This is a genomic window from Microbulbifer maximicatervae (SeqCode), from assembly GCF_052467825.1.
This window is the reverse complement of record NZ_CP174327.1, coordinates 3,479,092-3,501,561: the sequence shown is the minus strand read 5'-3', so window position 1 is coordinate 3,501,561 and position 22,470 is coordinate 3,479,092. Positions and strand designations below refer to the sequence as shown.

Below are 22,470 nucleotides of genomic sequence, written 5' to 3'. Positions count from 1 at the left end.
TTTATGCTGTCCCGTCCATGGTGTTTATTGTTATATCACCGAAACCGCACTCGATAAGTAATTTAGAAAGCCCCTCAATTAAGAGATCATGGCGATCAACATCCACTGCCAACCTGATTTTCAGCTGGTTTGTTCCCGCTTCAAATGGGTGGCGAACCAAGCTATCTTCAATAGCTATATATCGTTTTCCTTCTCTAACCAATATTGCTTCTTCACCAGCCAGATCATGAAGCATTAAAACGGTGTCTTGTAATAGAGCACTTGGCATACGCCCACCAGCGGGCATCTGCATTTTTATCAAGATTAAGTCTATATCCAGTTCAGAACCTTCAAAGTATCGCAGAATATCCAGCAGTAATTGATAGTGCTCCGAATGATTCAGTAGCACCGGGCTGGAATTAACTGGTAGACTGGATAATGCAAGATAGTCCTGCTCAGTACTCAACGGCAGCATTTGTGCTAAGCAGGATTTCAATGTGTCCGGATAGGGGTTACGTTCGAGACACGTTGATAGCTCAACAGTCTTCATCACGCGGCCTCCATTAGATAGAAGTGACTTTGTTCATCAACGGTAACTTCTACAGTGCAGTAATAACCATTCAATGCAATCGAACAGGCCAGAAAATTTTCATGCTTGTCAAAGCCTTTTTCAGCACCTTGGCAAATAATATTCAGCCAGGGATCACTACCAAAACAATGCCCCCATCGATCATGCAAGTCTGGTAACTTTTGATTGGCCGACAACAATTTGGAGAAAATCTGGCGAATATTCTCTGGAAAGAATGGCAAAGATAAAGTCAGGTCATCTCGTCCAACAGCCATTTTTCGGATGACAGTGGCAAATTCCGGAGTTGTATTATAAGTAATCGTGCAGGATGCATTAAGGTTTACACTGTCAAGATCCCGCACTTCAAACAACAGTGTACAGAGACCAAAACCACTATCGCCCCAATTTTCATTTTTTCGCCAAAACGTTAGATCTAAAACATTGGCGTCAAGAATACTAGCCAGTAAGTAGCGCGATTCCGGATTTTGTGTCAGGTAATGCCGAAGGCTATAACCCCAAGATGCACATTCATAGGTATTAACAAAACTGGTAATTGGCGCTCTTGCATTATCACCGTAATTGAAGTCCTGCTCACTAATCGCCGATGAACTCAAAGGAAGTTCAATCATGGTAGAGCATAAAAAATGGCGATCTATTTGCGAATCTTTTATCTCTGGAGCAGCATCTAATACACTATCTGTCTGTCTTCGGATAATCCTGGCAATATCACCAAAGGCAGTTGATACATCACTACTGGATGAGACAGTGATACCTTCTATAGGGATAAAAGCTGCAGATCGTAAATACAGGCTCATACCCGCAGCCCCTTAAATTTGCTATATATCTCAAAGAAGCACCGATATGAACTGCCTTCCATTTTTGTGAAAGCCAACAGATCGCGCTGTCGATTCACGGATTTGATCTTTCCTGACAAGACCAGGTTCAGCAAAAGCTCATTGCTGGTAAATTTCGTTGCCAGAACACGGTTTACGCTGTGCATAGAGAAAGTGGTTGCAGCTATCTGCTCATTACACAAATAAATTAGATACTCTATATGAGCCTGATCTTCGCTGGTTAAATGAGCTTCTTTACAGTCATGTAGCCAAAGCACAAAGTGCATTAGTGATTTGACAAAGCGCGGGCGAACCAGTGTTAAAAATCGATTGACGCTACCCAACCCACCTTTGCTCAATAACATATCTTTGGTAATTGATACTTTACCCTTGCAATTTCCCAGCTGTAAGGTGCCATTTAAAAACGGCTCTCCTACAGTACTCTGCCGTAGTTGGTTACAGAGTTCTGGCGGCAACATCACTGTCAGGGGAAAAGGCCTTCCCGGTTGCTTGGTAACTACCATGGCAAAGCCAAGCTTATGTGCTTCAATGCCGTGGACCTTGTCGACATTCAGCAGCATGTCGCTATCAGCTTCAACCAGCTCTGTCTTCCAACCCATAAGGCTCGGGCCGCCGGGATCTGTCATAAGGAAGTGGCCGAAAATCCCCTGCTCCACCCATTTATTGACCTGGGCAAGCTGATCATCTGTAGCAGTCAGGCTCAACATAATCGAGCCAAATAGCCCGATCATATTGTGAAAGTGATTATCCAGTCCTTCATCCCGGACAGTGTCAATAATTTGATCAATAACAAAGGTCTGCTCAAACTGCTCTAATGGCTGCTGAACCGAAGCGTCCCTAAGTGGTGCAAGCTCTGTCAAAGGATCTTCGATAATCATTGATGCATCGAATAGCCGAGCACAAGAATTTTCTAACAGCGATTTCAATGTGCTGGGCACTGGTGAAATACTGGATAATTGATTGAGAACAAAACCACCTACAACCGATTGCATTTCCATGATCTACTCCACCAGATAAGAATTCGGAGCCGGCAACTTAAGGAAAGGTGCTACGGTATAACTTGCGTTATAGGCACCACATCCTTCAAATATGACTAAGTCCCCTTCTCGAAGGTCAATATTGTTGACTTCCCCAATCACATCTTCCTTATTACAAGATGTGCCCACTAAAAGGACTTTCTGCCCCTCATCATTCCCTTTTAGAGGAGTCCCATTACGCAAAACATGAGGTTGCTGGAATCGTTTAAAGGTACTTTCCGTTTTCGCCAACAGAAAATTTTGGGCCATTCCCCCATCACATACGGCGTACTTGTCACCGTTAATGGACTTTTTATAGCGAACTTCCGTGACGAAATAACCGGCTGAGCCCATAATTGCTCGACCACTCTCGTGAACTACCTTGATATGATCTGGAAATTCAGCAATCAAATTTCTATATTGCTCAAAATCAAACTCCTGCTCTCGCCAATTGGGGTCAAACCCACCACCTAGATTGGCTAATGACAGAGGGTATCCCAGTATTTCCTCAAACTCATAAACAACTTGTAAAGCCACTTTGGCAGTGTCGAAAGCACCTTTATTAAAGGAGTATGAGCCCCTAAACAAATGAAAACCTAAAACTGGAATCCCATGTTTCTTACAAAAATCCAAAGCCTCAAGACAGCCATTCCAGTCGAAACCAAAATGATCTTTTCTTAGGCCCTTTTGATTTCTATCAAAGTGGCTCAAGATTGAGGGATTAAGCCTTAAAACGACAGGGTTTACTGGCCGCCTTGCCTTCAACTCCTCAACCAAAGCTAATTGATTCAGGTTGTCGATAATTAAATGGCACTTACTCGCAATGGCAGCGCGTATAAAGGCCTTATCTGCCGATGGGTTATTGACAAATCGGGGACTATTCCCTTTGGGAAGTAGATTTAGTTCGCCTATAGATGCAATCTCAATACCGTCTTCAAAGATGTGCCCACAACGAAGTATTAAATCAAGGCAACTATTGGCTTTCAGAGAGTATATCAATCCCGTGCCCAGCGCTTCCTTCAGCTGCTTGTAGTTATCGTGAGCAGTTTTAACGGAATAAATATAACAAGGTGTAGATAGCTGTTTCTTATTTTGGCCCAACTGTTGAACCAGCGCATCTGACAGTGCACCCATAACTCCCCCAAGGGTTAAACGTATCGTTTATATTTTTATTAAGTTAGCGTTTTATGTTTTAGGCGGGATCCCGCCTAAATATACTCAGATCATTAGGCATGGACTTGTAAATCCTGTTCTAAGCACTTCCTATCGACCTTGCTATTAGCGGTTAATTGAATTCCATCAACAAACCTGATATCTCTCGGCATGTAGTCAGTATCTATGTTCGCTTTCAGCCAAGTGCGAAACTGCTTCTGATTGTCAGCGGTATTCTCATGAAGCTCCACAACACAAGTAGCCACTTCATTCTCGAGCTTATCTTTAGTGCCGATGACTGCATTGATATGCACCAATGGGCACATATCAATATGATTTTCCAAGTCTTTTGGAAACAGACAAAATCCACCTTGTTTTATTAAGTCTTTTGAACGCCCTTTAAAATAGAAAAAGCCATCCTGATCACGGGTAAAAAGGTCTCCCGTCGCCAACCAATTGTCGTCCCTATATCTGCCCGAAAAGATTTCTGCACCACCTTGAGCGGCCGGGTTATAGTAGCCTTGCATCACTGCCGTCCCACGAACATAAAGCTCACCTATCTCATCAGCTTTTGCTTCTCTAAATTTACTGACCTCTGAGTGAGGTATAAATACACGTGCATCCAGGCCAGGGATCGGCTTGCCAACTGAACCCATCTTTTCTTCCCAAAACTCCGGCTCCAAGTACAAGGCTCGCTTGCACTCAGTCAAACCATACATAGAGAAAACATTTAGACTTGGGCAGTACTCTTTCCAGGCGCGAATCATGTACTCAGATAAATGGCCCCCAGTATTGGTGATACTGCGCAGGTTGCTGAGGTCAGGTTTAACCAAACCCACCAGTTTCACCAGGGCAGCCCCCATTGCTGGCACGATCGGAAGAACAGATATATCCCGCTCTGAAATCGTTTTAAGGGCTTGTATGGGGTTAAATGGTTTGTCGTAGAGGATAGTTGTACAGTTGCTATATAGCGCAAATAGTACCTGATAAAGACCGTAGTCAAATGATAAAGGGGATAAGCACAAAATTCTGTCCTGTGCTGTCAGGCCCAAATATTGGGATATTGAGGCCAAGGAGGTCAGAATATTTTGATGGGTAAGCATAATGCCTTTTGGCTTACCAGTACTTCCTGAGGTATAGATCACCAGAGCCAGATCTACGCCTGTGACCACTGGAATAGAAGACACTTCAAACTCTGAGCATTCCTGCTGATAATCGGGCAAGGCCTCAATTTTTCCAGCACGCCATATCGCCTTGGCATTACAGTCTGAAGCGATCATTTTAATTGAAGAGTGGCTCAGATCCCCCTTTGCAGGTACAACCACCAACCCCATCTTCCACGCCGCCAACATAATGGCGACCGCCTCTATTTCAGACTGAGTACACACTAAAATGCGGTCGCCAGCACTGAAACAAACTTCTTCATTTGTAAGTGAGAGCCATGCATTCTCACAGTGAGCCGCGGTCAAAACCTCGCCATCCAGATTTTCCAGACGACCTTGCCAACATTTTTCCACAACTTTCTCGAACAGGCTGGCAAGAGAAAACATTTTTAGTCCATTTATTATTCTAAGATTTTTGATCTAGCCCGAATAAGCCTAAAAAAAACTATTCAAACCGGCTACATGGGACGATCATTTTATAAATCGGATGACCCAATAATGACAAGCATTTTCTGTAAAGCTTATGACAACCTCTTTATCAATCCATGAAAAGTTTCATCCTGTTAGAAATTATTCGATCTGACTAAACATTACAAACATTCCAAAAGACAAATAAATCAAGAAGTTAATAAACCCATTTTCTGATCTCGAACCACTACCAAGTAAAAAAATTGGCAATGAAAAACCAATTTATTCAGGATTTAATTCCATCAAATGACCAAAAAAAAGAAAATAATTTTTTTGGTAGTGAAACCCTATAAAGCCCAAAAAATTTGAACCGAATGGTCACAAAATAGGATGGGCAAATATTAAAAATCACTCAAACTTATTTCTGAAGGTGGTTTTTGAGAACCATGAAACCTTGAGAGATTTCTTTTACAAGTGATCGGCTACCTGCACTGAAAGCCAGATAAATATTTGAATGCAAGTTAATGCAATAATTTCGGTTACAGGAGAGTCAGATCAGTAGCGGCGTGAAATTACTGGCTTCAAGTAAACCTTTAAATCCAGGTCTGCCAGACAAAACACGGGCGCCAGCCTAACTGTGATAGACCAATAATTACAATAAAGTTGACCTTTTAAATCACCGGCCTCATCAGATCAAAATTAAGCCAAACTTATCGCTATAGATCCCAAGTTAAGCCTGGGGATAGCCATCTTTATAATCCGGCAGTTAACACAAAAAATTGGCACGAAATAACCCCAATAGAGGAAGCAATACCACACACTTACGTATCACGCACGCCTTGCATATAGAGGTAGCTATTTTGATTCGATTACTTCAGTACGGATTTGGGTCTGTCGGAATTTTTCTTCTGTTAACCAGCCCTCTGCCGCTTTGCGCCGATTTACATCCAGAGACTCTGAAATCAATCAGTACTCCAGATAAGGTGGACAGTAGTATTGGCACCCTCGAATTCCGCGATGGCGCTCCCTACCCCCAGACCGCAGAAAAGCTCTACGACTATTTGGATCATATGCGTGCGGTGGATAGTTTCCTCAAAGGAATTCAGGGAGCATCGGTACATGCTCTGATGAAAGGGGGAAGAGAGCTTGGCGCCAAGTCTGCCAATGAAGTCTTAATTTTCGATCGATTAATGAACTCTGAGTCTCTTTTTCTCACAGGCAATACTTCGACTATCTATACGCTGGCTTTTTTAGATCTAAAACGAGACGGACCAACTGTGTTTCACTCGCCGCCCGACGTTATGGGCGCGTTTAATGATGCCTGGTTCCGCTTTGTTGAAGATATCGGCTCCTCTGGCCCGGATAAGGGGCGCGGGGGAAAGTTTCTATTACTGCCACCAGACTATAAAGGCAATATTCCCTTCGGCTACATTCCCATCTACCCTCGCTCCTTCCGACTGTGGGTGTTTATGCGCTCGCCAAGTAACCAGCCTTTGCCGGAGGCCGTGCAAAACATCAAAGACAACTTGAGAATCTACCCCCTGGCTCAAAAAGGTAACCCGCCAAGGATGGTCTTTATCAGTGCGTCTGGAAAGGCCTTCAACACCATCCACCCTAATGACTATCAATTCTATAAGCACCTTAATGAAGTCGTTCAATACGAGTGGGTTGGGATGCTTAACCCAGAAACTCGCGGCCTCTTTGCCTCAATAGGCATTGAAAAAGGGAAAGCCTTCAGTCCAGATAAAAGAATGACCAAAATTCTTACGGACGCAGTTGCAATTGGTAATGGTATAGCCCGCTCAATTGTTTGGTATCCACGGACAGACAAATCCCTCTCCGATATCAAAATCTACCCAGGCACAGATAGCGCTTGGGTAATGGCGTTTCCCGGCAAGAACATCTTCTTCAATGGCCCCGATGGCAAAACCATTAATAGTGACGCTCGAGTCAGCTACTTCTACCCCTATACCGGTGTCAGCCCAGCAATGACTGCTATTGAACCTGGCAAAGGTTCTGATTACGCCATTGCCTTTGTCGATGAAAATAAAGAACCCTTTGACGGCTCTAGAAAATACAAATTGCACCTGCCCCCCGATGTACCGGTCAATGCCTTTTGGGCAGTGAATATCTACGACAGCCAAACGCGCTCAATGTTAAAAACCAGCCAGCCCTTTCCCGCAGTAAGCAGCCAGTCGAAAGGGATAAGACAAAACTCCGATGGTTCTTATGACGTTTATTTTGGACCCGAGGCGCCAAAAGGGTTTGAGAAAAACTGGCTGGAGACCCTACCCAACAAAGGTTTCTTCGTAATCTTGAGGCTGTATGGACCCTTGGGGCCATGGCTGGAGAAAACCTGGCGCCCTGGAGAGGTGGAGCCTACTGAATATTGAAAGAACCGACTCCTCCAGGCTTTTACGGAGATTCTGGCCGCCCCACAATTGCGCTGCCAGCAAGGCGTAAGCGGTGATTCCGGGGAGTCTCCGCAAACCAACGTCGACAAGCTCGCTGAAATGTACTCTGCTCGGAGTACCCCAACAAACCCGTAATCTGCCCCAAGGCCAGATTCGGATCGGATAAGTATCGAGTCGCCAGATCCCGCCGCACGTTATCCAATAGCTCTTCGAACCTAAGCCCTTCCGCAGCCAGGCGGCGCTGTAAAGTTCTGGGGTGGAGCTTGAGCGCCCCTGCCACAGTGCCGAGCTGAGATCTGCCGCTGGGCAGTATTTCGCTGAGTAACTGTCGAATTTCTACAGTTAGTGGAACGGGCAGCGTCGCACTCTGCTCCTCCAAATGGTAAATGGCCAACCGCTCAACCACTGGATCGGCAGACTTCAGTGGTGTATCCAGAAATACAGCTGGGAAGTCCATCGCGCAATAGCCCGAGCTAAACAGAACCTCACACCCAAAGTAATTGCAGTAGTCACCCTCTGCCATTTGAGGAGCATGAGGCAGCAGTACGTTTTGCGGGCAACACTCAGTCTCTACCAACATCCGTATCATCGTCAGCGTATTTCCCAGCACCTGCTCCCGGATCTGGCGATAGCTACTGAGAGCTGGGTCCTTCCAATCAAAAACAATACGTAGTACACCTCCCTCACTTAATGGCTCCAGTTGCATACTGAGGGATGAACTATGAAGAGAAAGAAAGCGCCTAACGGATAGCAAGGCTTGCCGTGGAGTGGCCGCATTGCATGCAACTACACCTATCCCACCCAAGCGGTCCACCCCTTGTCGCGATGCGAGGCACAGCCCCAAATCGGGGCGATCTAACCGGCGTGCTGCAGTTTCCAGCAGGCGCGCGACCTCAACAAATGATACCAAGCGGGAATCCGCCGGGCTGATATCACAAGGCATACCGAACTCGGCCAAGAAGGCTTCCCCCCCGCCCCCAAGCTGCTCCACGAATTCACTGAAACCGGAAAGAACACTGACTCGTACAAGGCTACCCATAACTTGCTCCCCATCTTTGTGGCGCGGAAAGACAATTATTTGTCGCAATCTAACAATAAATCATGGGCACATCTACCCAGTCTATAAGGCATAGAAATTTGCAGGGATAGGGATTGTGAAATCGACTCATTTCGATGTATTAATTATCGGCGCGGGACTCTCAGGCGTAGGAATGGCTTGTCATTTGAGTCGCGAATGTCCCAGGCGCAGCTTCGCCATTATCGAGCGGCGGGCACAAGTCGGCGGTACCTGGGACCTCTTTAAATACCCGGGCATTCGATCTGATTCCGATATGTACAGCTTCGGCTATGACTTCCAACCCTGGTCCGGCGAGAAAATACTCGCGGATGGCCCATCTATCCAAAAATATATTGAAACCACCGCAGAGCAATATGACGTTAAAAAGAGAATTCACTTTGGAATAAATTTAACTACGGCAAACTGGTCCAGTACAGACCGAGCTTGGACTCTGGAAGGTCACAACACCGAATCTGGCAGCCCAGTGAGATATACCTGTAGTTTTCTGATTGCCTGTACTGGGTATTACGACCATAAAGAGGGCTACTTGCCGCAATATCCAGGTATAGAAAACTATCAAGGAAAACTGATTCATCCCCAACAGTGGCCAGAAAATCTGAACTACCGCGGCAAGCGTATTATCGTGATCGGCAGCGGCGCTACCGCTGTTACCCTGGTCCCCTCGCTCGCAACCACCGCCCAACATGTCACCATGTTGCAACGCTCCCCAAGCTATATCATTTCAGTTCCATCTATCGATAAAATCTCTCGTGTACTATCAAAATTTCTGCCAGCACCCTGGGTCCACAGACTAGGACGCTGGCGCAATATCAAATTGCAGCGCTGGATTTTTAAAGCTGCTAAGCGCTGGCCTAACTTTATTAGAAAGTTACTATTAAAAGATGTAAGAAAAAGCCTTCCAGCTAATTACGATCTCAGTCACTTCGATCCCAGTTACAACCCCTGGGATCAACGTCTCTGCGTTGTACCCGATGGGGATCTGTTCTCCTCAATCTGCTCAGGAAAAGCTTCTGTTTCCACCGGTGAAATAGAAACCTTCTCAGATAAAGGTATCCTGCTTAAGTCAGGGCAACAATTAGACGCAGACATTGTTATCAGTGCGACCGGATTAAAGTTACAAGTTCTAGGAGGTATCAAGCTCTGTATTGATGGTGCACCGGTAGCAGTCAATCAAAAGCTGACTTACAAAGCAGTACTAATGGAGGGGGTTCCTAACATCTCATGGGTATTCGGCTATACCAACGCCCCCTGGACTCTTAAAGCCGACATTACTGCTCGCTATATTTGCCGCCTATTAAAATACATGGACGCACATAACTTTCAGGTGTGTACAGCGATAGATAGCGAAGGCAGTGCTGAGCAAGGTTCGGTGATGAGCAGCCTGGACTCTGGCTATGTAAAACGGGCAAATGGAGAACTTCCCAGACAAGGTAAGCGCTATCCATGGCGCCTGTTAAATAACTATGAGGAGGACTGTAAGATACTCCTTGATTCAGCGATTGAGGATGAATTTTTAACTTTTTTGCCCTATCAATTTGACACAGAGAAAACTCAAAAGACACAAGATAAAAACAACACATCCTCTATCGAAGTAAGCAGTATTTAAATTTCAGGCAGCATTAAGAATGCGAGCCTCGGCTCGCTTCTATTTTACCTTTCATTAGGTATGACGGATATAGATACTGCAAAAATTCCTAGCTCCAAGCCCAGACTAAAACCCCAAAGTGAACAACCGCGATCAACATTATTTGACCTAACAGTCGCGCCTCACAAAAAAGTAACAAACACTTCTAATTAATCCGTCACCGATGCCTTCTAGGAATTCGTTACGGGCTTCACGAAACCATATAATCTTGGGGTAGCAAATCCGAATATTAGGTCACCAGACAGGATGGCTTATTGTGAGAGCTGTGAGTATTTTTTTAATTTTGTCCTCGCTATCAATAGCTTCAATGGCGTCTTCTGTAAGTATACAACTAGAAAACTGGGACAGAATTTGTCAAATTCAAGTTACCGGCGGAAAAAACCCGTCGTTCACAAATTTCCAAACTTTTAATAACATTAAAAGAGGCTGGTCAATTTCCAAGCCCTATCAAATATGCTATCGCCGGAATGAAGAACCTTCCCAATGTAATTCAAAAATGACGATGTGGCGGTGCAAACGGTATGTTCAACCTGAAGACCAGAAAGCAAATACTTTTCCTATATTCTAGGTTTTATCGTCTCCACCTTTAACGAAAGCTACCAAATTATGACGCTTGATCCAATATGCTGAACTTAAGCACCCAAGGATTGATATCAGAGGGAGCAACGAAGTCAACTTGCAATACAGTACGATCATCAGAAAACTGATACACCCATTTATTGTCAATAAACTTACCCTGCCCCTTCCTCCACTCGGGATTTTCTTTCATTTGCTCACCAAACCAGGCTTTTACAGTTTCCACATCACCGGAAAGCTGAAACGCGGTGTACCATTCTTCCAGGCTACCATAGCTATACTCCTTAGAAACAAACTGAATCGATTCAGGCAAGTCACCAAGGTTTGGCATGATTTTATCCGCCATCATCCCCCGGATATAGCCCCCCTCTGGCACCCACAGGTACTCAATCTTCGCTGCGACACTTTTGGCTTTTTCAATCGTATCAACCTTGCTTACCAGATATAAAGCGCCATCTATACCAGATGAAAGGCCAGCTGTAGTAATAAACTTGCCGTTATCAACAAACTTTTTATTTTTTACCAATTCAACATCAGAGAAGTTCTTCTCGAAAGAATCAAATGCTCCACGAATGGTGGTTGCTTTCTTACCATCCAGAAGCCCAGTATTTGCCAGAATAAAGGCACCATTACATACCGATAGAACGTACTGGGCCTGTTTGGACTGATCTTTAATCCAGTGTAATACTTCCGGGCTCTCCATTGCTTCATTAATACTGCCCCCAGGGATAATTACTGCATCAAATTGATTGTCCTGATCGAAGCTGGTATCTGGAGCCACTCTAAGCCCCATAGCTGAAGTAATGGTTCCACCATCTTCCGAAACCGTTGTTAAACGATAATTGGCTTGCCCAAAAACCTCATAGGGCCCGGCATAATCAATGGTTTGTGCACCGTCGTACAATAATATCCCTATATGGAAGGCATCTTTAGATGTAGAGTGGGCCCAGACCATATTGCTAAAAATTAGCGAGCATAGGCCAGCCCAGATTAAAGAACGCATGACTATTTCCTTTTTGTTTTTTGTGAGTATAGATACATGCTTAAGCGCTTATCGGGCATCTGATACAAAGCCCAAACCTATAAACAAGATATCTTTTGGGGGTACAGCTGGAAGTGTAAGCTAGTGAATCTGGTCGCAAATGACATAAAGTCGACAAATTCAGACATAGATGTTTGGGTATGAGAAATATATATCTCATTGATAATATTTAATCTGAATATTGATACATGTTTGTATACTTTCTTACTGTATTATATTTCTTCGTGGCAAGGCATGTTACCTAAACAAGTAATAGGGCAAGGTTGCTCCCTACTAAATAGCGGTTGAACACATGGGATATACGGCTAATATTACTATCTTTACGCTACTAACTGAAACCCCAAAGCTATTCTACTTGGCCGACAAACCATCACACACTATTTATTCTACCCCTACGTCATACTTGCCTAAACATGACTGAATGTATTTAAGCTCCCTTTCACTCCTGTAAAACTCCTCGTTAAGCGGAGTCCAAAGATTTATTGTTCAATCCCCAACCTACGGGTGTCGAATAGTGCACTTCCTACAATCTATATTTCTATCGGGGACATAATTATTGCTTAAGTATTTCTTTATAATTTCTCTCTGTGTATATAGTTTCAAATGAATCATCAAGAACTAAATTCCACCGTTCCATAGCTTTCTCAGCTATTTTAGCCACAAGATCCATAGACCCAGGACTCTTTCCAACTGTCAATTCGAAAAAACTACATGCATCTGCACCGAGTGCCTTCTTCCATGCATCAATTTCATCTTCATCGCTTTCATCAAGAACAGAACCGCCTAGAAAATTTATCCAGACACAAGCCCTCTCGTTTAAAAATTGACCAGATATTTTTTGACTATCTATATCAATCGAACCTATATCAATAATGAAACCTAAAGCATCCTGGTTAGATATAATATCACTGCTAACTAAATATACCGAGGTTGACACCTATGGACCTCCATTCTTTTTCATATATTCATTCAACTCATCAATTGAGCGTACCACAACAGCCGCACCAGCTTTCACCGTATTTTCTCTCTTTTGTTTACTCGACATCTTAGGTGCTATTACGATGACAGGCTTTCCATTGGGGTTGACAATAGAATTTGTCAGACGCTCTCCCACTTGATTCGCCTTGCTTGACCTTCCCATTGTTGCCTCAATGATAAAATTCGGGGTTTCAATATCTATTTCCCCTGCGAGCCCCTCTTTCGAAGGATGAGGAATTGCTTTTCTGAACGAAACTAAGTAATCTCGAAGCTCGTTGGCAACCATCGCCTCAAATTTTGCGTCTCTAGCTTCGCTTTTAGGCAACAAAGCGCCTTTACAGTTTTTTCCTTCCAGTCCCAATGCAATAGCATCATCAAACTTTCCCACTTCTATATTTGAAAATTGAGCTTGCTGTAATTGCACTGCAGCAACTGTTTTTTTAGCTCTATTTGGATCTTCCTTCGTTGCTGTCAACCCAAGCGGGTCTACCCATCGAACAGGATTAGGCACATACTGGTAGTTATTTGTTCCACCTAGGAGACCAATCAGATCTTGCTGAGTAAATTGCCCAACTTTTGGGTCAAAATACCGATGTCGGTTGTAATGAAACCCTGTCTCTTCATCAAAGTACTGTCCCTGAAAGCGAAAAGGTTGCTCTATCTGGTTCTGATAGGCTAAGGCAATATTGCCATAGCTCTTGTAGGCAACACTCCATACCACTTCACCAGCCTGGTTGGTAAGGGTATCTGGGGTGCCAAGGTGGTCCAGGTGATAGTAGTAGACCTCTTCTTTATCTAGCTTACTTTCTTTTAAAGCAACCGGTTTAAAGGTGCTCGGTTCAAAGTAGTAGGTACGAGCGCTGAGGTCCTGCCTGGTTTGATTATCGGTATTAGTTTCCTTTAGAAGGGTGTCGCCATCCCAAAGGAAATCATTATTCTCTTTGTTTACAGCCTTACTAATACGGCGACCCAGCGGGTCGTATTGGTAGTGGATATCTTGTTGAAGGTGTTCTACACCCTCTTCCACCTTTAGCTTCTCCACACGTACCAGCTGCTGGCGACTGTTGTAGTGGTAACGCGTCTGCAGTTTTTGTCCTTTACCACGAAGCTCCGCAATCCGATTACCATGAATATCGTAGCGATAGTGTGTATCACCGCGAAAGGCGAGACGATTGCCTTTTACCCTGGTAGCGCTGGCTTGCTGTTTGGCTTCATCTTTTGAGTTGGCAGCGGCAAGGATATTGTGCGCAGGGTCGTGTACAAAATATTCTGGGTTGGGGCCGTCTACCTGGGTAAGGCGGTCCAGGGCATCGTAGTGATAGCTGCGATTACCGCGCAGGCTGTCTTCAATTTTGGCTATCTGACCAGCTTTGTTGTACTGGTAGCCACGCTCAAGGACTGGGTTTGTGCCTGAAGTGGGATCGGACGCTGGTTTTTGATTTACATTACTTGTTTTGCCCAGTCTGAGTTTTTGCAGGCGGCCTTGGGGATCGTAGTCTCTCTGGCTTTCCAGCCCATTGCCGTGTTGACGCAGGCTTTCCCTACCCTGTTCATCATGGCTGACACGGGTGATTAACTCATCAGTATCACTACCTAAAGGGCGACGGTGCAGGCTTTGGAATTGTCCGGCAGGGTTAAAAGTAAACTTAAGTACTTCTCCATCGGGCAAGGTCGTGGCAATACGATTACCTGCTGCATCGTATCGGTGGCTAAGCTTTTCTTTGCCCTGCCAGTCGCCGGTAACTCGGCCATTGGCATCGTATTCCCAACGCAATTTGCTGTGGGCATTTTCCGCCTCTATCAATTGCCCGCTGCGGTTGTAGCGGAAATTTGTATTGCCGTCCGGGGTAACCTCTTCCAACAACCGGCCAAAGGGATCGCGCTCAAAGATAGTATCGATACCTTTACCGCTGTCCGTATCGGTCACGGCTCTGGAGCTTACCAAGTGGCCGGCACGGTTGTAGGCATAGCGGGTAACGCGGCCGTCGAAGCCTACTTCTTCAATCAGGCGTTCGTTGAAGTCGTATTTAAGCTGGTAGCGCTCGCCATTTTCATTGGTGAGCCCGATTAGGTTACGCTCGCCGTCATAGTGATATTCCAGGCAGCTGCCATCCGGGTTGGTGCGGGTTTTTACCTGGCTGAGGCCATCGTAGGCATAGCAAGTGCTGCGGCCTTCAGAGTCAACAACTTCGGTAAGTAATCCATGGGGGTTGTAGCTGTACTGTGTGCGGGCACCGTCTGGAGTGGTCACCGCATGGATACGATCCTGAGCGTCGTATTCATAGCGGGTCAGCTGACCGGGGGCGTGTTGCACTTCTTCCAGTCGGCGAGCACTGTCGTACCGGTAGTGCTGGGCACGGCCCATTGGGTCTTTTACTGCGGCGAGCTTGCCTTCGGGGTTCCACAGATAGCGAGTGGTATTGCCGAGAGGATCGGTAAGACTACCGATCAAACCAACGGGGTTATAGCCGTATTGGGTCTTGTTACCGAGGGGATCTTTACTGGCCACGATCTGGCCATTTTCGTTGTACTCCCTTTGCCAGTTATTCCCAGCAGGGTCGGTAACTTTGGCGGGCAGGCCTTCAGCATTGTATTCGATACGATGGTTATTGCCGGCGGCATCGCTCTTTTGTATCAGGCGGCCCTGGTCATCGTACTGGTAAATTTCCTCGCGAAGGCTGCCATCGTCGCTGGGCAGTTGTACCCGAGTAACCTGCCCCAGGTCGTTGTAGCTGTAGAGAGTCTCTGCACCTTCGGGATCGCGGTGATAGATCGGCAGGGCCCGGTCGTTAAAGCGGTAGCGCTCTTTGCCGCCACGGGTATCAGTAACAGTAACGCCCTTACCATCATCGTCCCAGTCAAACTGGTAATTGTAAGTCGCCTGACCATCGATTGGGTCACCCCACTGTCTCACACAGCGGGCAGAAGGGCCTTCGGCATCCCACTCAAAATGGAAACGGTAGCCAGTTTTTATGATGCGCTGCTTAATTACATGGTGATGGTATTGGTACTGCTCACTGTAACCATCGGCGTCGGTGGCTTTAACCAAATCTCCAACATCGCTGTACTCATAGCTTGCGAGTACTTTAATGTGGCCATCGCGAGTTTCCTTCTTAAGCTCACCGATACGCAGGCTGTTCGACTGCCCTTGCGGAGGGCTGATATGCAAGGCTTCACCGAGGCTGCTCTCAATGCATATTAAACGCTCATCGATATAGTGGAACAGGTAGAAGTTACCATAGCCATCACGTATTTCCGCAAGCTTAAGTCCTCCTGTTACACCGGTTGCCTTAAAGTGTTTTTGCACGCCATTGGGAGCCCCGTAAGGGGTAATAATCCAATGATCGCCGGCGACACGAGTAAGTGTTAAATGCTCAACAACATTGTGGCTGCGGTCACTATCCCCCGGAAAGGGAAAACTAATTACCCGACCCTCCGCATCCATAAACTGAACACTTTTATCAGGTGCCGTTATTAACCTCTCTCCCAAGGTGTGAGTCCAACCATGACCTAATCCGAAATCTTTGGGATTACTACTGCGGTAAGTGCGCTCAAAAACAAGGGGAAGCGGTCCGTCTAATAGCGCATCGACTAAGGTCAAACGCTCTTCCCCGGTTTTTAAGTTAATGGGATCACCGCCTTCAATAGCACAACTATTATTAGGAACTTCCTTCCCAGTATGGCTTGTGCCGGTTATGGTCCCAGCTTTATCGGGCTGGTCAGAGCTTGTATTCGGGGAGCTCTGCGAACCCTGACTGCAGTCAGAACCCGCTTCAGGATTATCGTTGACTGTTCCTTTACCGCTTTGCGACGCTCCTGAACTTGATGTTTGCCCGCCGGAGGAAGGTGGTACTACAACTTCAGAAGAACTCAGATCAGAGAAGCTCGCCTTATTACCCTCAGCATTTCCTGCGCGTTTATGGAGAAATACATTGCGACGCTTTTTGATTTTGGCAAATTCCAGCATTAGGTTACTAACGCGCTGAAGAGACCTCAGTAAGCTCGCATTATCTTTGGAAATCTCGACAGCGTTGGAATCGCTCACGGATGCTACCATGGCGAATGTTAAGATAATCTCAAAAAGGCCATTTTCTGGTAGGGCAACCTCCGATGGGTATAGAGCTTTTAAGTAATCGCGGAAGAAACGTAAACTTGTTTCACGTATTCTCGCATCCTGGTATAAAGTTTCAGCTACTTCAAAGGCTAACTCTAAGTGCTGCTGGGTAACTTTATTGGCATCGAAACCAAGCGCAGCTACTAGGGATCTGCTAGAAGTCGGTATAGATTTTTCATCTTGCTTTTCAATGTTCTTTTCATACAGCAGATAGTTCTTAGCGGTGCACCCCTGCGCCATCAAAGGGCGAATAGAACTCACCAAAGTCTCTACTTCAGATAAATCTTTACGCCATATTGCTAGCCCTCCGGTAAAGTCACTCTGATCATTAGATTCATTGTTCGATAACCTTGAATTAACTCGCCCTAGGTCAACAATATATTGAAGGCCTGTATCGATTTTAGGAATCAATTGGGACTGCTTGTCGGCTAGCACCGCATCAGCAAATGGAGCCTCTTCGATTACCAAGCGGTTTTGAACTAACTCCTTATAAATAGCTCTCTCAACCCAGGAGTAGCTTGAAGGAGCATCTAAATGGAATGAGGCTGATAAGTCACCCCATCTATAAGGCTGCTTGCCTGGTTGAAGAGGATCTGAACAACTCCCTCCCATACCCAGGAAGTAATCGTAAATTTCTTGAAGAGCTGAAACACTGAACATTTCCAGGGTTTGCTCAGCACTAGCTGGCAGTGAAGATCCGGAGCTAAAACCGCTCCCTCTTCGAGCCAGGTAAACAATTCCATATGTATTCTCAACAAATAGCTGCATAACTCACTCTTTATTGATTACGAACCAGCCATGCAACATTCCTTCGCTGCTAGCTCAAAGCAAAATAAAGTCCACTAAAAGTACTCTGCCCTTTCCAACTTCAGTCTTCGCAACTCAGGGAGTCGGAACTTCTGTCACCACTGTTAACGAAAAGTGGTTTTCGGAACGGGAAAGCCGCGCGATTATACTGAGGGGAAATTAGGAAATGGATTACACAGGAGCACAATAAAAAATGATGCATCCTAATGTAATGGAACGTATAACTGAGTTACGAAAACAACTTAAAGAGAGGGAGATAAATTACTACAGATGCAGAGGTATAATTCAATTTGGGGCAAGCCTAAGCTTACCCCAAATCAGCGCAATTAATTTACGCTGTCAGAATGATAAACTATTGCCTGCCAAACATTTTGTTGGCCACCTATATAATTATCCAGGGTAGGATTCTTAATATAGCTCCAGGCAACTTTACCATTACCCAAGTACATAGGCTCATCCAAACCACCCCAACCGTAGTCAGTCAGCTTTACCGGCCCCTCAAGTACATTCAAGTCTGCATCAATCTCCATTACATAGTAAGCTTTTGGCACCAACATACGCATGGCATCACCACTCTTATTGTTACTGCGATTGTACGGGAGGTTATCGGAGATACACTGGAACTGCGCGTACCCAAATAAGTAACGGCCATTTTTCAGATCAACCAACTGGGGATCACTAATTTGGCAGTCAGAATCCGTTGCCAGCCATTCAATGCCATTACCTTCAATACTGCCTTCCCCATCAACTTTTGCAATACCTACACGTGTCAGGGAAGTAGTATCCAAGGCATCTCCAGAGTAGAGACCCTGCCTCGAAATTACGGGATATTCACCACTGTCGATATATGAGAAGAAGCAATTGCGAATGCCGTTATCAGCACATTCCTCATCGAAGGGGCCATCACCACTTGTATCGATGCCCAGCTCATCCTGTAAGAACATATCCATGTTCGAATCTTCAATGTACTTTGGAGAGACAATAACTGAGAGATTTGTATCGGCATCAACCGGGACAACCGTATGGCCACCACCGTTGGATATCATCGCACTTGTAGATGGTACTAAATGATTATAGGTGCCTTCATAAACAGAAGATCCACTGTCCTCCATTTTAATGGCGATCGCATTCAGGCCCGGTGACGGATAATATTTATTTCCATCACTGGTACACAGAGCACCGTACATCTCATTCCCCGGATTATAAAAGGCTCGAATATTCAGAACGTGGCCATGGCCACACGCCCAGTACCAACCCCGGTGATCATCTCCAGAGAAGGACATTGACCAGTCATCCCGATTGATTACCGTCAGCCCTGCCGAATAATGCGAACCGCTAACAAGAACACGAGCAGTCACGGAAAATGCATAACTTGTGCGCCCTTGGCTATCACCCTCTACGTACAATAGCTCCTGAGTCCCCAAATGAGTGCCACCATGCATTTTATTGACAACATAGGCATCTGGAGTTTCTGTTATAGGCTTGTTATCCCACTCCATTAGCCAGATCTGGTCATTATACTTCTCTTCATTATCGGTACCTGCAACACTGTCAAGATTATCTTCAATCTTCATCCAGGTTGTACCGTACTCTTCTACCAGATCTTTCTCGATATCATATCGCTCACTGGCCTTATATTCGGTATTGCATAAAACAGCTACCCTGGAGCAATCCGAACTGGCCGTAATACCATGTGACTCATAGCATTGATTCAGAATGGTGGCGTTACCCGTCTGCTCGAAGCTCATGCTATCTGGGTTATATTGAAGCTCGTAAACGGACCCATAGGTTGTATCAGAGGCACTATTCCCCTCTGACAAAGTTGTGGATACATACATTTTTGGCTGGGCAGTATCCGTAGCACAGGAGGCCGTATAGCTACGGATAGGAATATCAATATTTTCCTCATCCTGCTCACTGTCCGTACGGCCAATATAGTGGGCCAGCTGGTAAACTTCCTGAGCATTTACCATTGCGTTAGGCAAAGTGATATCTGTAGCGGTAATTGTTGCAAACCCGAGTTCAGCTGTTGACACATCTCCAACGGTTACAGTCGATGGGTCATTATCAGGTAATGAGGAATCATCTCCGCCATCGCTCACAGGTGGTGAATCGGAGTCAGAATCCGACGAACCTCCCCCTCCACCACAAGCTGCAAGTGCCGCGGTTAGTGCAATTACCAATAATTTCTGCCCGAATAACTTTTCCATAATCGCCTTAAGTGCCGTGTTTTTTATTTTGGTGTTAGGTACTGTCCAAAATATAAGTTCCGGACAGTCATGAAATGCAAAAGTGGGCGAAATTTTAGCGGAAACGAAATTTAATTCTGTGCGTAACTTAAAAAAATATGAACACAATGAGGAAGTTTAAAAATGAGAGAAACAGCACTGTATATTTTTTCTATTAGATATAGACGGACTTAGGAGCCAACAGCTAAAAACACATCAAGTTTCATTGGAAACTACTTATTTGGCCACCACTCGCAGAGCTATAAATGAAAGAAGTTGAAATATGCACTAGAAGCAACTAAACAGACATAAAAACACAGTTAAAAATACCACCAATACTGGGAGCCACTTCACCTTCGCATTTAAGCTAAATAGCCCTGATTCTAGAAGTCTGATGTCGACATCTTATCCATCGGTTCAGGCGTAACCAGGTTCCACCAGAAATCAAACCGGTCCATTAAAGAAAGTAATGTCTTCAACTCTCCCGCATCGCCCTCAATTTTGATTTTCCCATCCTCCATCTTCTCCTGGATAGATGCACTCCCCAAGATGATGTCATTGAGATCTGAGCGGTTTATCTGCACGCTACTGCCGGGATTCTTAACAGGAGGCCCGTAGTTCAGTACCGCATTCTCAAGCACAAGCGCATACCTTTCGTTTACGTCCGGCATGCTGATATTGATGGAGAGATTCTTGCCAGTTGCCTTGGGGCCGTTGAGCCGAATTCCCAGGTAATCAAAAATCAAACCAGCCGGCATGCTGCGAATAGTGTCCGGGCTCGCAGTCAGAGGAACCGGGTATCGCTGGATGCCATCCCGCAATTCCCTGGCACCGCTTAAAAAAAAGTTGCGCCAGGTACCATTTTCCTGCTGATAGCCCAATTGCTCTAATGCATCTGCCAATAGGTCTCTTGCTGCACGATTATTAGGCTCTGCGGAAACCAATCTATCTAACACCTCCGCAACCCAGCGGTACTCTCCAGCCTCATAGTCTTTCTTTGCTTGCTTGATAATATTGGCGGCCCCGCCCATATACTCGACGTACTTTATTCCCGCGGCCGTCGGTGGCATTGGATACAGGCGAGCGGGATTGCCATCAAAAAACCCTAAATAATAATTCCATACCGCACGGGTATCGTGATTTACACTGCCGTAATAGCCGCGATTGGCCCAATATTGTGAGAGCTCTGGAGGCAACTCCATCAGCTCAGCCGTTTGAACCATGTTGTACCCGTGATTGGCTAATCGTAGGGTTTGATCGTTGAGATACTTGTATAGGTCTCGCTGCTTTTTCAGATGATTCACCACATTCCCTGGTCCCCAGGTTGGCCAGTGATGGGGTGCAAACAGAACTTCGGCTTTTCCACCCCAGCGCTGCACGGTTTCATTGAGGTAGCGAGACCAGTCACGAGCATTTCGGACCTTTGCTCCCCGCAAGGTGTAAAGGTTATGTAAGGTGTGGGTTGCATTCTCAGCAGCGGTTACGGCTTTGAGTTGAGGAATATAGAAGTGCATTTCTGCCGGCGCTTCAGAGCCCGGAGCCAACAAAAATTCAAAGATAAGCCCATCCAGTTCCAAAGTTTGCCCGGTCTCAACAATGGAGTCTGTCGGTTCTATCAGTGTGATGGTGCCAGTGGAGGTTTCAAGACCGAGGCCAGACCCTAAGGTACCTTTGGGATCTTTAGGGATCAGGTTCCCGTACATAAAACTGGCACGACGCGCCATATGATTTCCTGCAAAGACATTTTCACTAACAGCTTCAATCAGGAAATCTTGCGGGGCTATTACCTTAACCTTGCCTGATTTTACATCTTCTTCATCGATAACACCGCGAACCCCCCCATAGTGGTCAACGTGACTGTGGGTGTAGATCACAGCAACGACAGGCTTGTTTCCGCGATGCTGCCGATAGAGGTTCAACGCTGCTTCAGCCGTCTCGGCAGAAATCAGCGGGTCCATAACAATGACCCCGGTATCGCCCTCAATAAAAGTTATATTGGAGAGGTCCGCACTGCGAACCTGGTAGATTCGCGGTATCACCTCATAGAGACCGCCCTCCGAAATTAATTGCAGTTGCCTCCACAGACTGGGGTTGGCACTGTCAGGAGCCTCTTTATCGCGAGCAAATTGAAATTGCTCCAAGTTCCATACCGTATCGCCTTTGCTGTTTTTAATAACACCATTATTTGGTAGAGGAGCGATAAACCCCCGCTTTACATCCTCAAAGTCCTTCCGATTTGCAAAGGGGAGCTCTTTCAGTACAGCCTGGTTTGATTTCATTGTGACGACACTGGCGGGATTGGGTTCTTGCGCCATGACACTTACGATCGTTAGCGAACAGGCTAGGAATACTAGGAACAGCGAAAACAGCGGCAGCTTGTTAACGTTCATCAGTTGTTTCCTTTCCATGATTCGCAAAGTGATGCGGCAGAGTCCCTTGTAGAGGATA

General features: G+C 45.7%; 13 protein-coding genes. 2 read left to right on the top strand and 11 right to left on the bottom strand.

Translation table 11 applies throughout. The features are described 5' to 3' along the window. Window position 1: 1 nt before the first annotated feature. From ACJJII_RS15565 to ACJJII_RS15545, 5 genes are all read right to left on the bottom strand, one after another. Complete coding sequence (locus ACJJII_RS15565) at window positions 2–529, bottom strand: hypothetical protein (protein WP_444916831.1); 528 nt, start codon at window positions 527–529, stop codon at window positions 2–4. Further along, on the bottom strand, window positions 529–1,362 hold the full coding sequence (locus ACJJII_RS15560) for a hypothetical protein (RefSeq protein ID WP_444916830.1): 834 nt from the start codon (window positions 1,360–1,362) through the stop codon (window positions 529–531). Before ACJJII_RS15560 ends, ACJJII_RS15565 begins: the two co-directional genes overlap by 1 nt. Next, entirely contained in the window at window positions 1,359–2,399 is a 1,041-nt protein-coding gene (locus tag ACJJII_RS15555; protein WP_444916829.1) for a hypothetical protein, read from the bottom strand. Before ACJJII_RS15555 ends, ACJJII_RS15560 begins: the two co-directional genes overlap by 4 nt. Window positions 2,400–2,402: 3 nt before the next feature. Beyond that, window positions 2,403–3,551: a type III PLP-dependent enzyme domain-containing protein gene (locus tag ACJJII_RS15550; protein ID WP_444916828.1), complete on the bottom strand. Its 1,149-nt coding sequence runs from the start codon at window positions 3,549–3,551 to the stop codon at window positions 2,403–2,405. Between the two features lie 92 nt (window positions 3,552–3,643). Further along, the gene (locus ACJJII_RS15545; RefSeq protein WP_444916827.1) at window positions 3,644–5,119 is read right to left on the bottom strand and encodes a class I adenylate-forming enzyme family protein; all 1,476 of its coding nucleotides are present in this window, start codon (window positions 5,117–5,119) and stop codon (window positions 3,644–3,646) included. Window positions 5,120–6,000: 881 nt separating this feature from the next. Between ACJJII_RS15545 and ACJJII_RS15540 the strand changes: the two genes are divergently transcribed. Then, window positions 6,001–7,533 (top strand): DUF1254 domain-containing protein, encoded by a 1,533-nt coding sequence (locus ACJJII_RS15540; RefSeq protein ID WP_444916826.1) that lies wholly within the window; start codon window positions 6,001–6,003, stop codon window positions 7,531–7,533. A 22-nt stretch (window positions 7,534–7,555) separates the two neighbouring features. On the opposite strand, the gene ACJJII_RS15535 is transcribed toward ACJJII_RS15540, so the two are convergent. Beyond that, a complete protein-coding gene (locus ACJJII_RS15535) occupies window positions 7,556–8,593 on the bottom strand; it encodes an AraC family transcriptional regulator (protein WP_444916825.1) in 1,038 nt (345 codons plus the stop codon). 115 nt (window positions 8,594–8,708) lie between these two features. Between ACJJII_RS15535 and ACJJII_RS15530 the strand changes: the two genes are divergently transcribed. Next, complete coding sequence (locus tag ACJJII_RS15530; protein WP_444913487.1) at window positions 8,709–10,238, top strand: flavin-containing monooxygenase; 1,530 nt, start codon at window positions 8,709–8,711, stop codon at window positions 10,236–10,238. A 643-nt stretch (window positions 10,239–10,881) separates the two neighbouring features. Here ACJJII_RS15530 and ACJJII_RS15525 read toward each other — a convergent pair. The 5 genes from ACJJII_RS15525 to ACJJII_RS15505 form a co-directional block, all read right to left on the bottom strand. Beyond that, the gene (locus ACJJII_RS15525) at window positions 10,882–11,856 is read right to left on the bottom strand and encodes a DJ-1/PfpI family protein (RefSeq protein ID WP_444916824.1); all 975 of its coding nucleotides are present in this window, start codon (window positions 11,854–11,856) and stop codon (window positions 10,882–10,884) included. A 592-nt stretch (window positions 11,857–12,448) separates the two neighbouring features. Further along, window positions 12,449–12,832 carry a hypothetical protein gene (locus ACJJII_RS15520; protein ID WP_444916823.1) on the bottom strand — a complete coding sequence of 128 codons (384 nt, stop codon included), beginning with the start codon at window positions 12,830–12,832 and terminating at the stop codon, window positions 12,449–12,451. After that, window positions 12,833–17,755 carry an RHS repeat-associated core domain-containing protein gene (locus ACJJII_RS15515; protein WP_444916822.1) on the bottom strand — a complete coding sequence of 1,641 codons (4,923 nt, stop codon included), beginning with the start codon at window positions 17,753–17,755 and terminating at the stop codon, window positions 12,833–12,835. Window positions 17,756–18,120: 365 nt separating this feature from the next. After that, complete coding sequence (locus tag ACJJII_RS15510) at window positions 18,121–20,004, bottom strand: hypothetical protein (RefSeq protein ID WP_444916821.1); 1,884 nt, start codon at window positions 20,002–20,004, stop codon at window positions 18,121–18,123. 401 nt (window positions 20,005–20,405) lie between these two features. Continuing rightward, the gene (locus tag ACJJII_RS15505; RefSeq protein WP_444916820.1) at window positions 20,406–22,412 is read right to left on the bottom strand and encodes an alkyl/aryl-sulfatase; all 2,007 of its coding nucleotides are present in this window, start codon (window positions 22,410–22,412) and stop codon (window positions 20,406–20,408) included. Window positions 22,413–22,470 lie beyond the last annotated feature (58 nt).

Excerpts from the sequence above, each read along its gene's own strand:
- ACJJII_RS15545 (WP_444916827.1), bottom strand. The coding sequence starts at position 5,119 with ATGTTTTCTCTTGCCAGCCTGTTCGAGAAAGTTGTGGAAAAATGTTGG.
- ACJJII_RS15515 (WP_444916822.1), bottom strand. The coding sequence starts at position 17,755 with ATGCAGCTATTTGTTGAGAATACATATGGAATTGTTTACCTGGCTCGA.
- ACJJII_RS15560 (WP_444916830.1), bottom strand. The coding sequence starts at position 1,362 with ATGAGCCTGTATTTACGATCTGCAGCTTTTATCCCTATAGAAGGTATC.
- ACJJII_RS15535 (WP_444916825.1), bottom strand. The coding sequence starts at position 8,593 with ATGGGTAGCCTTGTACGAGTCAGTGTTCTTTCCGGTTTCAGTGAATTC.
- ACJJII_RS15550 (WP_444916828.1), bottom strand. The coding sequence starts at position 3,551 with ATGGGTGCACTGTCAGATGCGCTGGTTCAACAGTTGGGCCAAAATAAG.
- ACJJII_RS15565 (WP_444916831.1), bottom strand. The coding sequence starts at position 529 with ATGAAGACTGTTGAGCTATCAACGTGTCTCGAACGTAACCCCTATCCG.
- ACJJII_RS15505 (WP_444916820.1), bottom strand. The coding sequence starts at position 22,412 with ATGAACGTTAACAAGCTGCCGCTGTTTTCGCTGTTCCTAGTATTCCTA.
- ACJJII_RS15525 (WP_444916824.1), bottom strand. The coding sequence starts at position 11,856 with ATGCGTTCTTTAATCTGGGCTGGCCTATGCTCGCTAATTTTTAGCAAT.
- ACJJII_RS15510 (WP_444916821.1), bottom strand. The coding sequence starts at position 20,004 with ATGGAAAAGTTATTCGGGCAGAAATTATTGGTAATTGCACTAACCGCG.
- ACJJII_RS15555 (WP_444916829.1), bottom strand. The coding sequence starts at position 2,399 with ATGGAAATGCAATCGGTTGTAGGTGGTTTTGTTCTCAATCAATTATCC.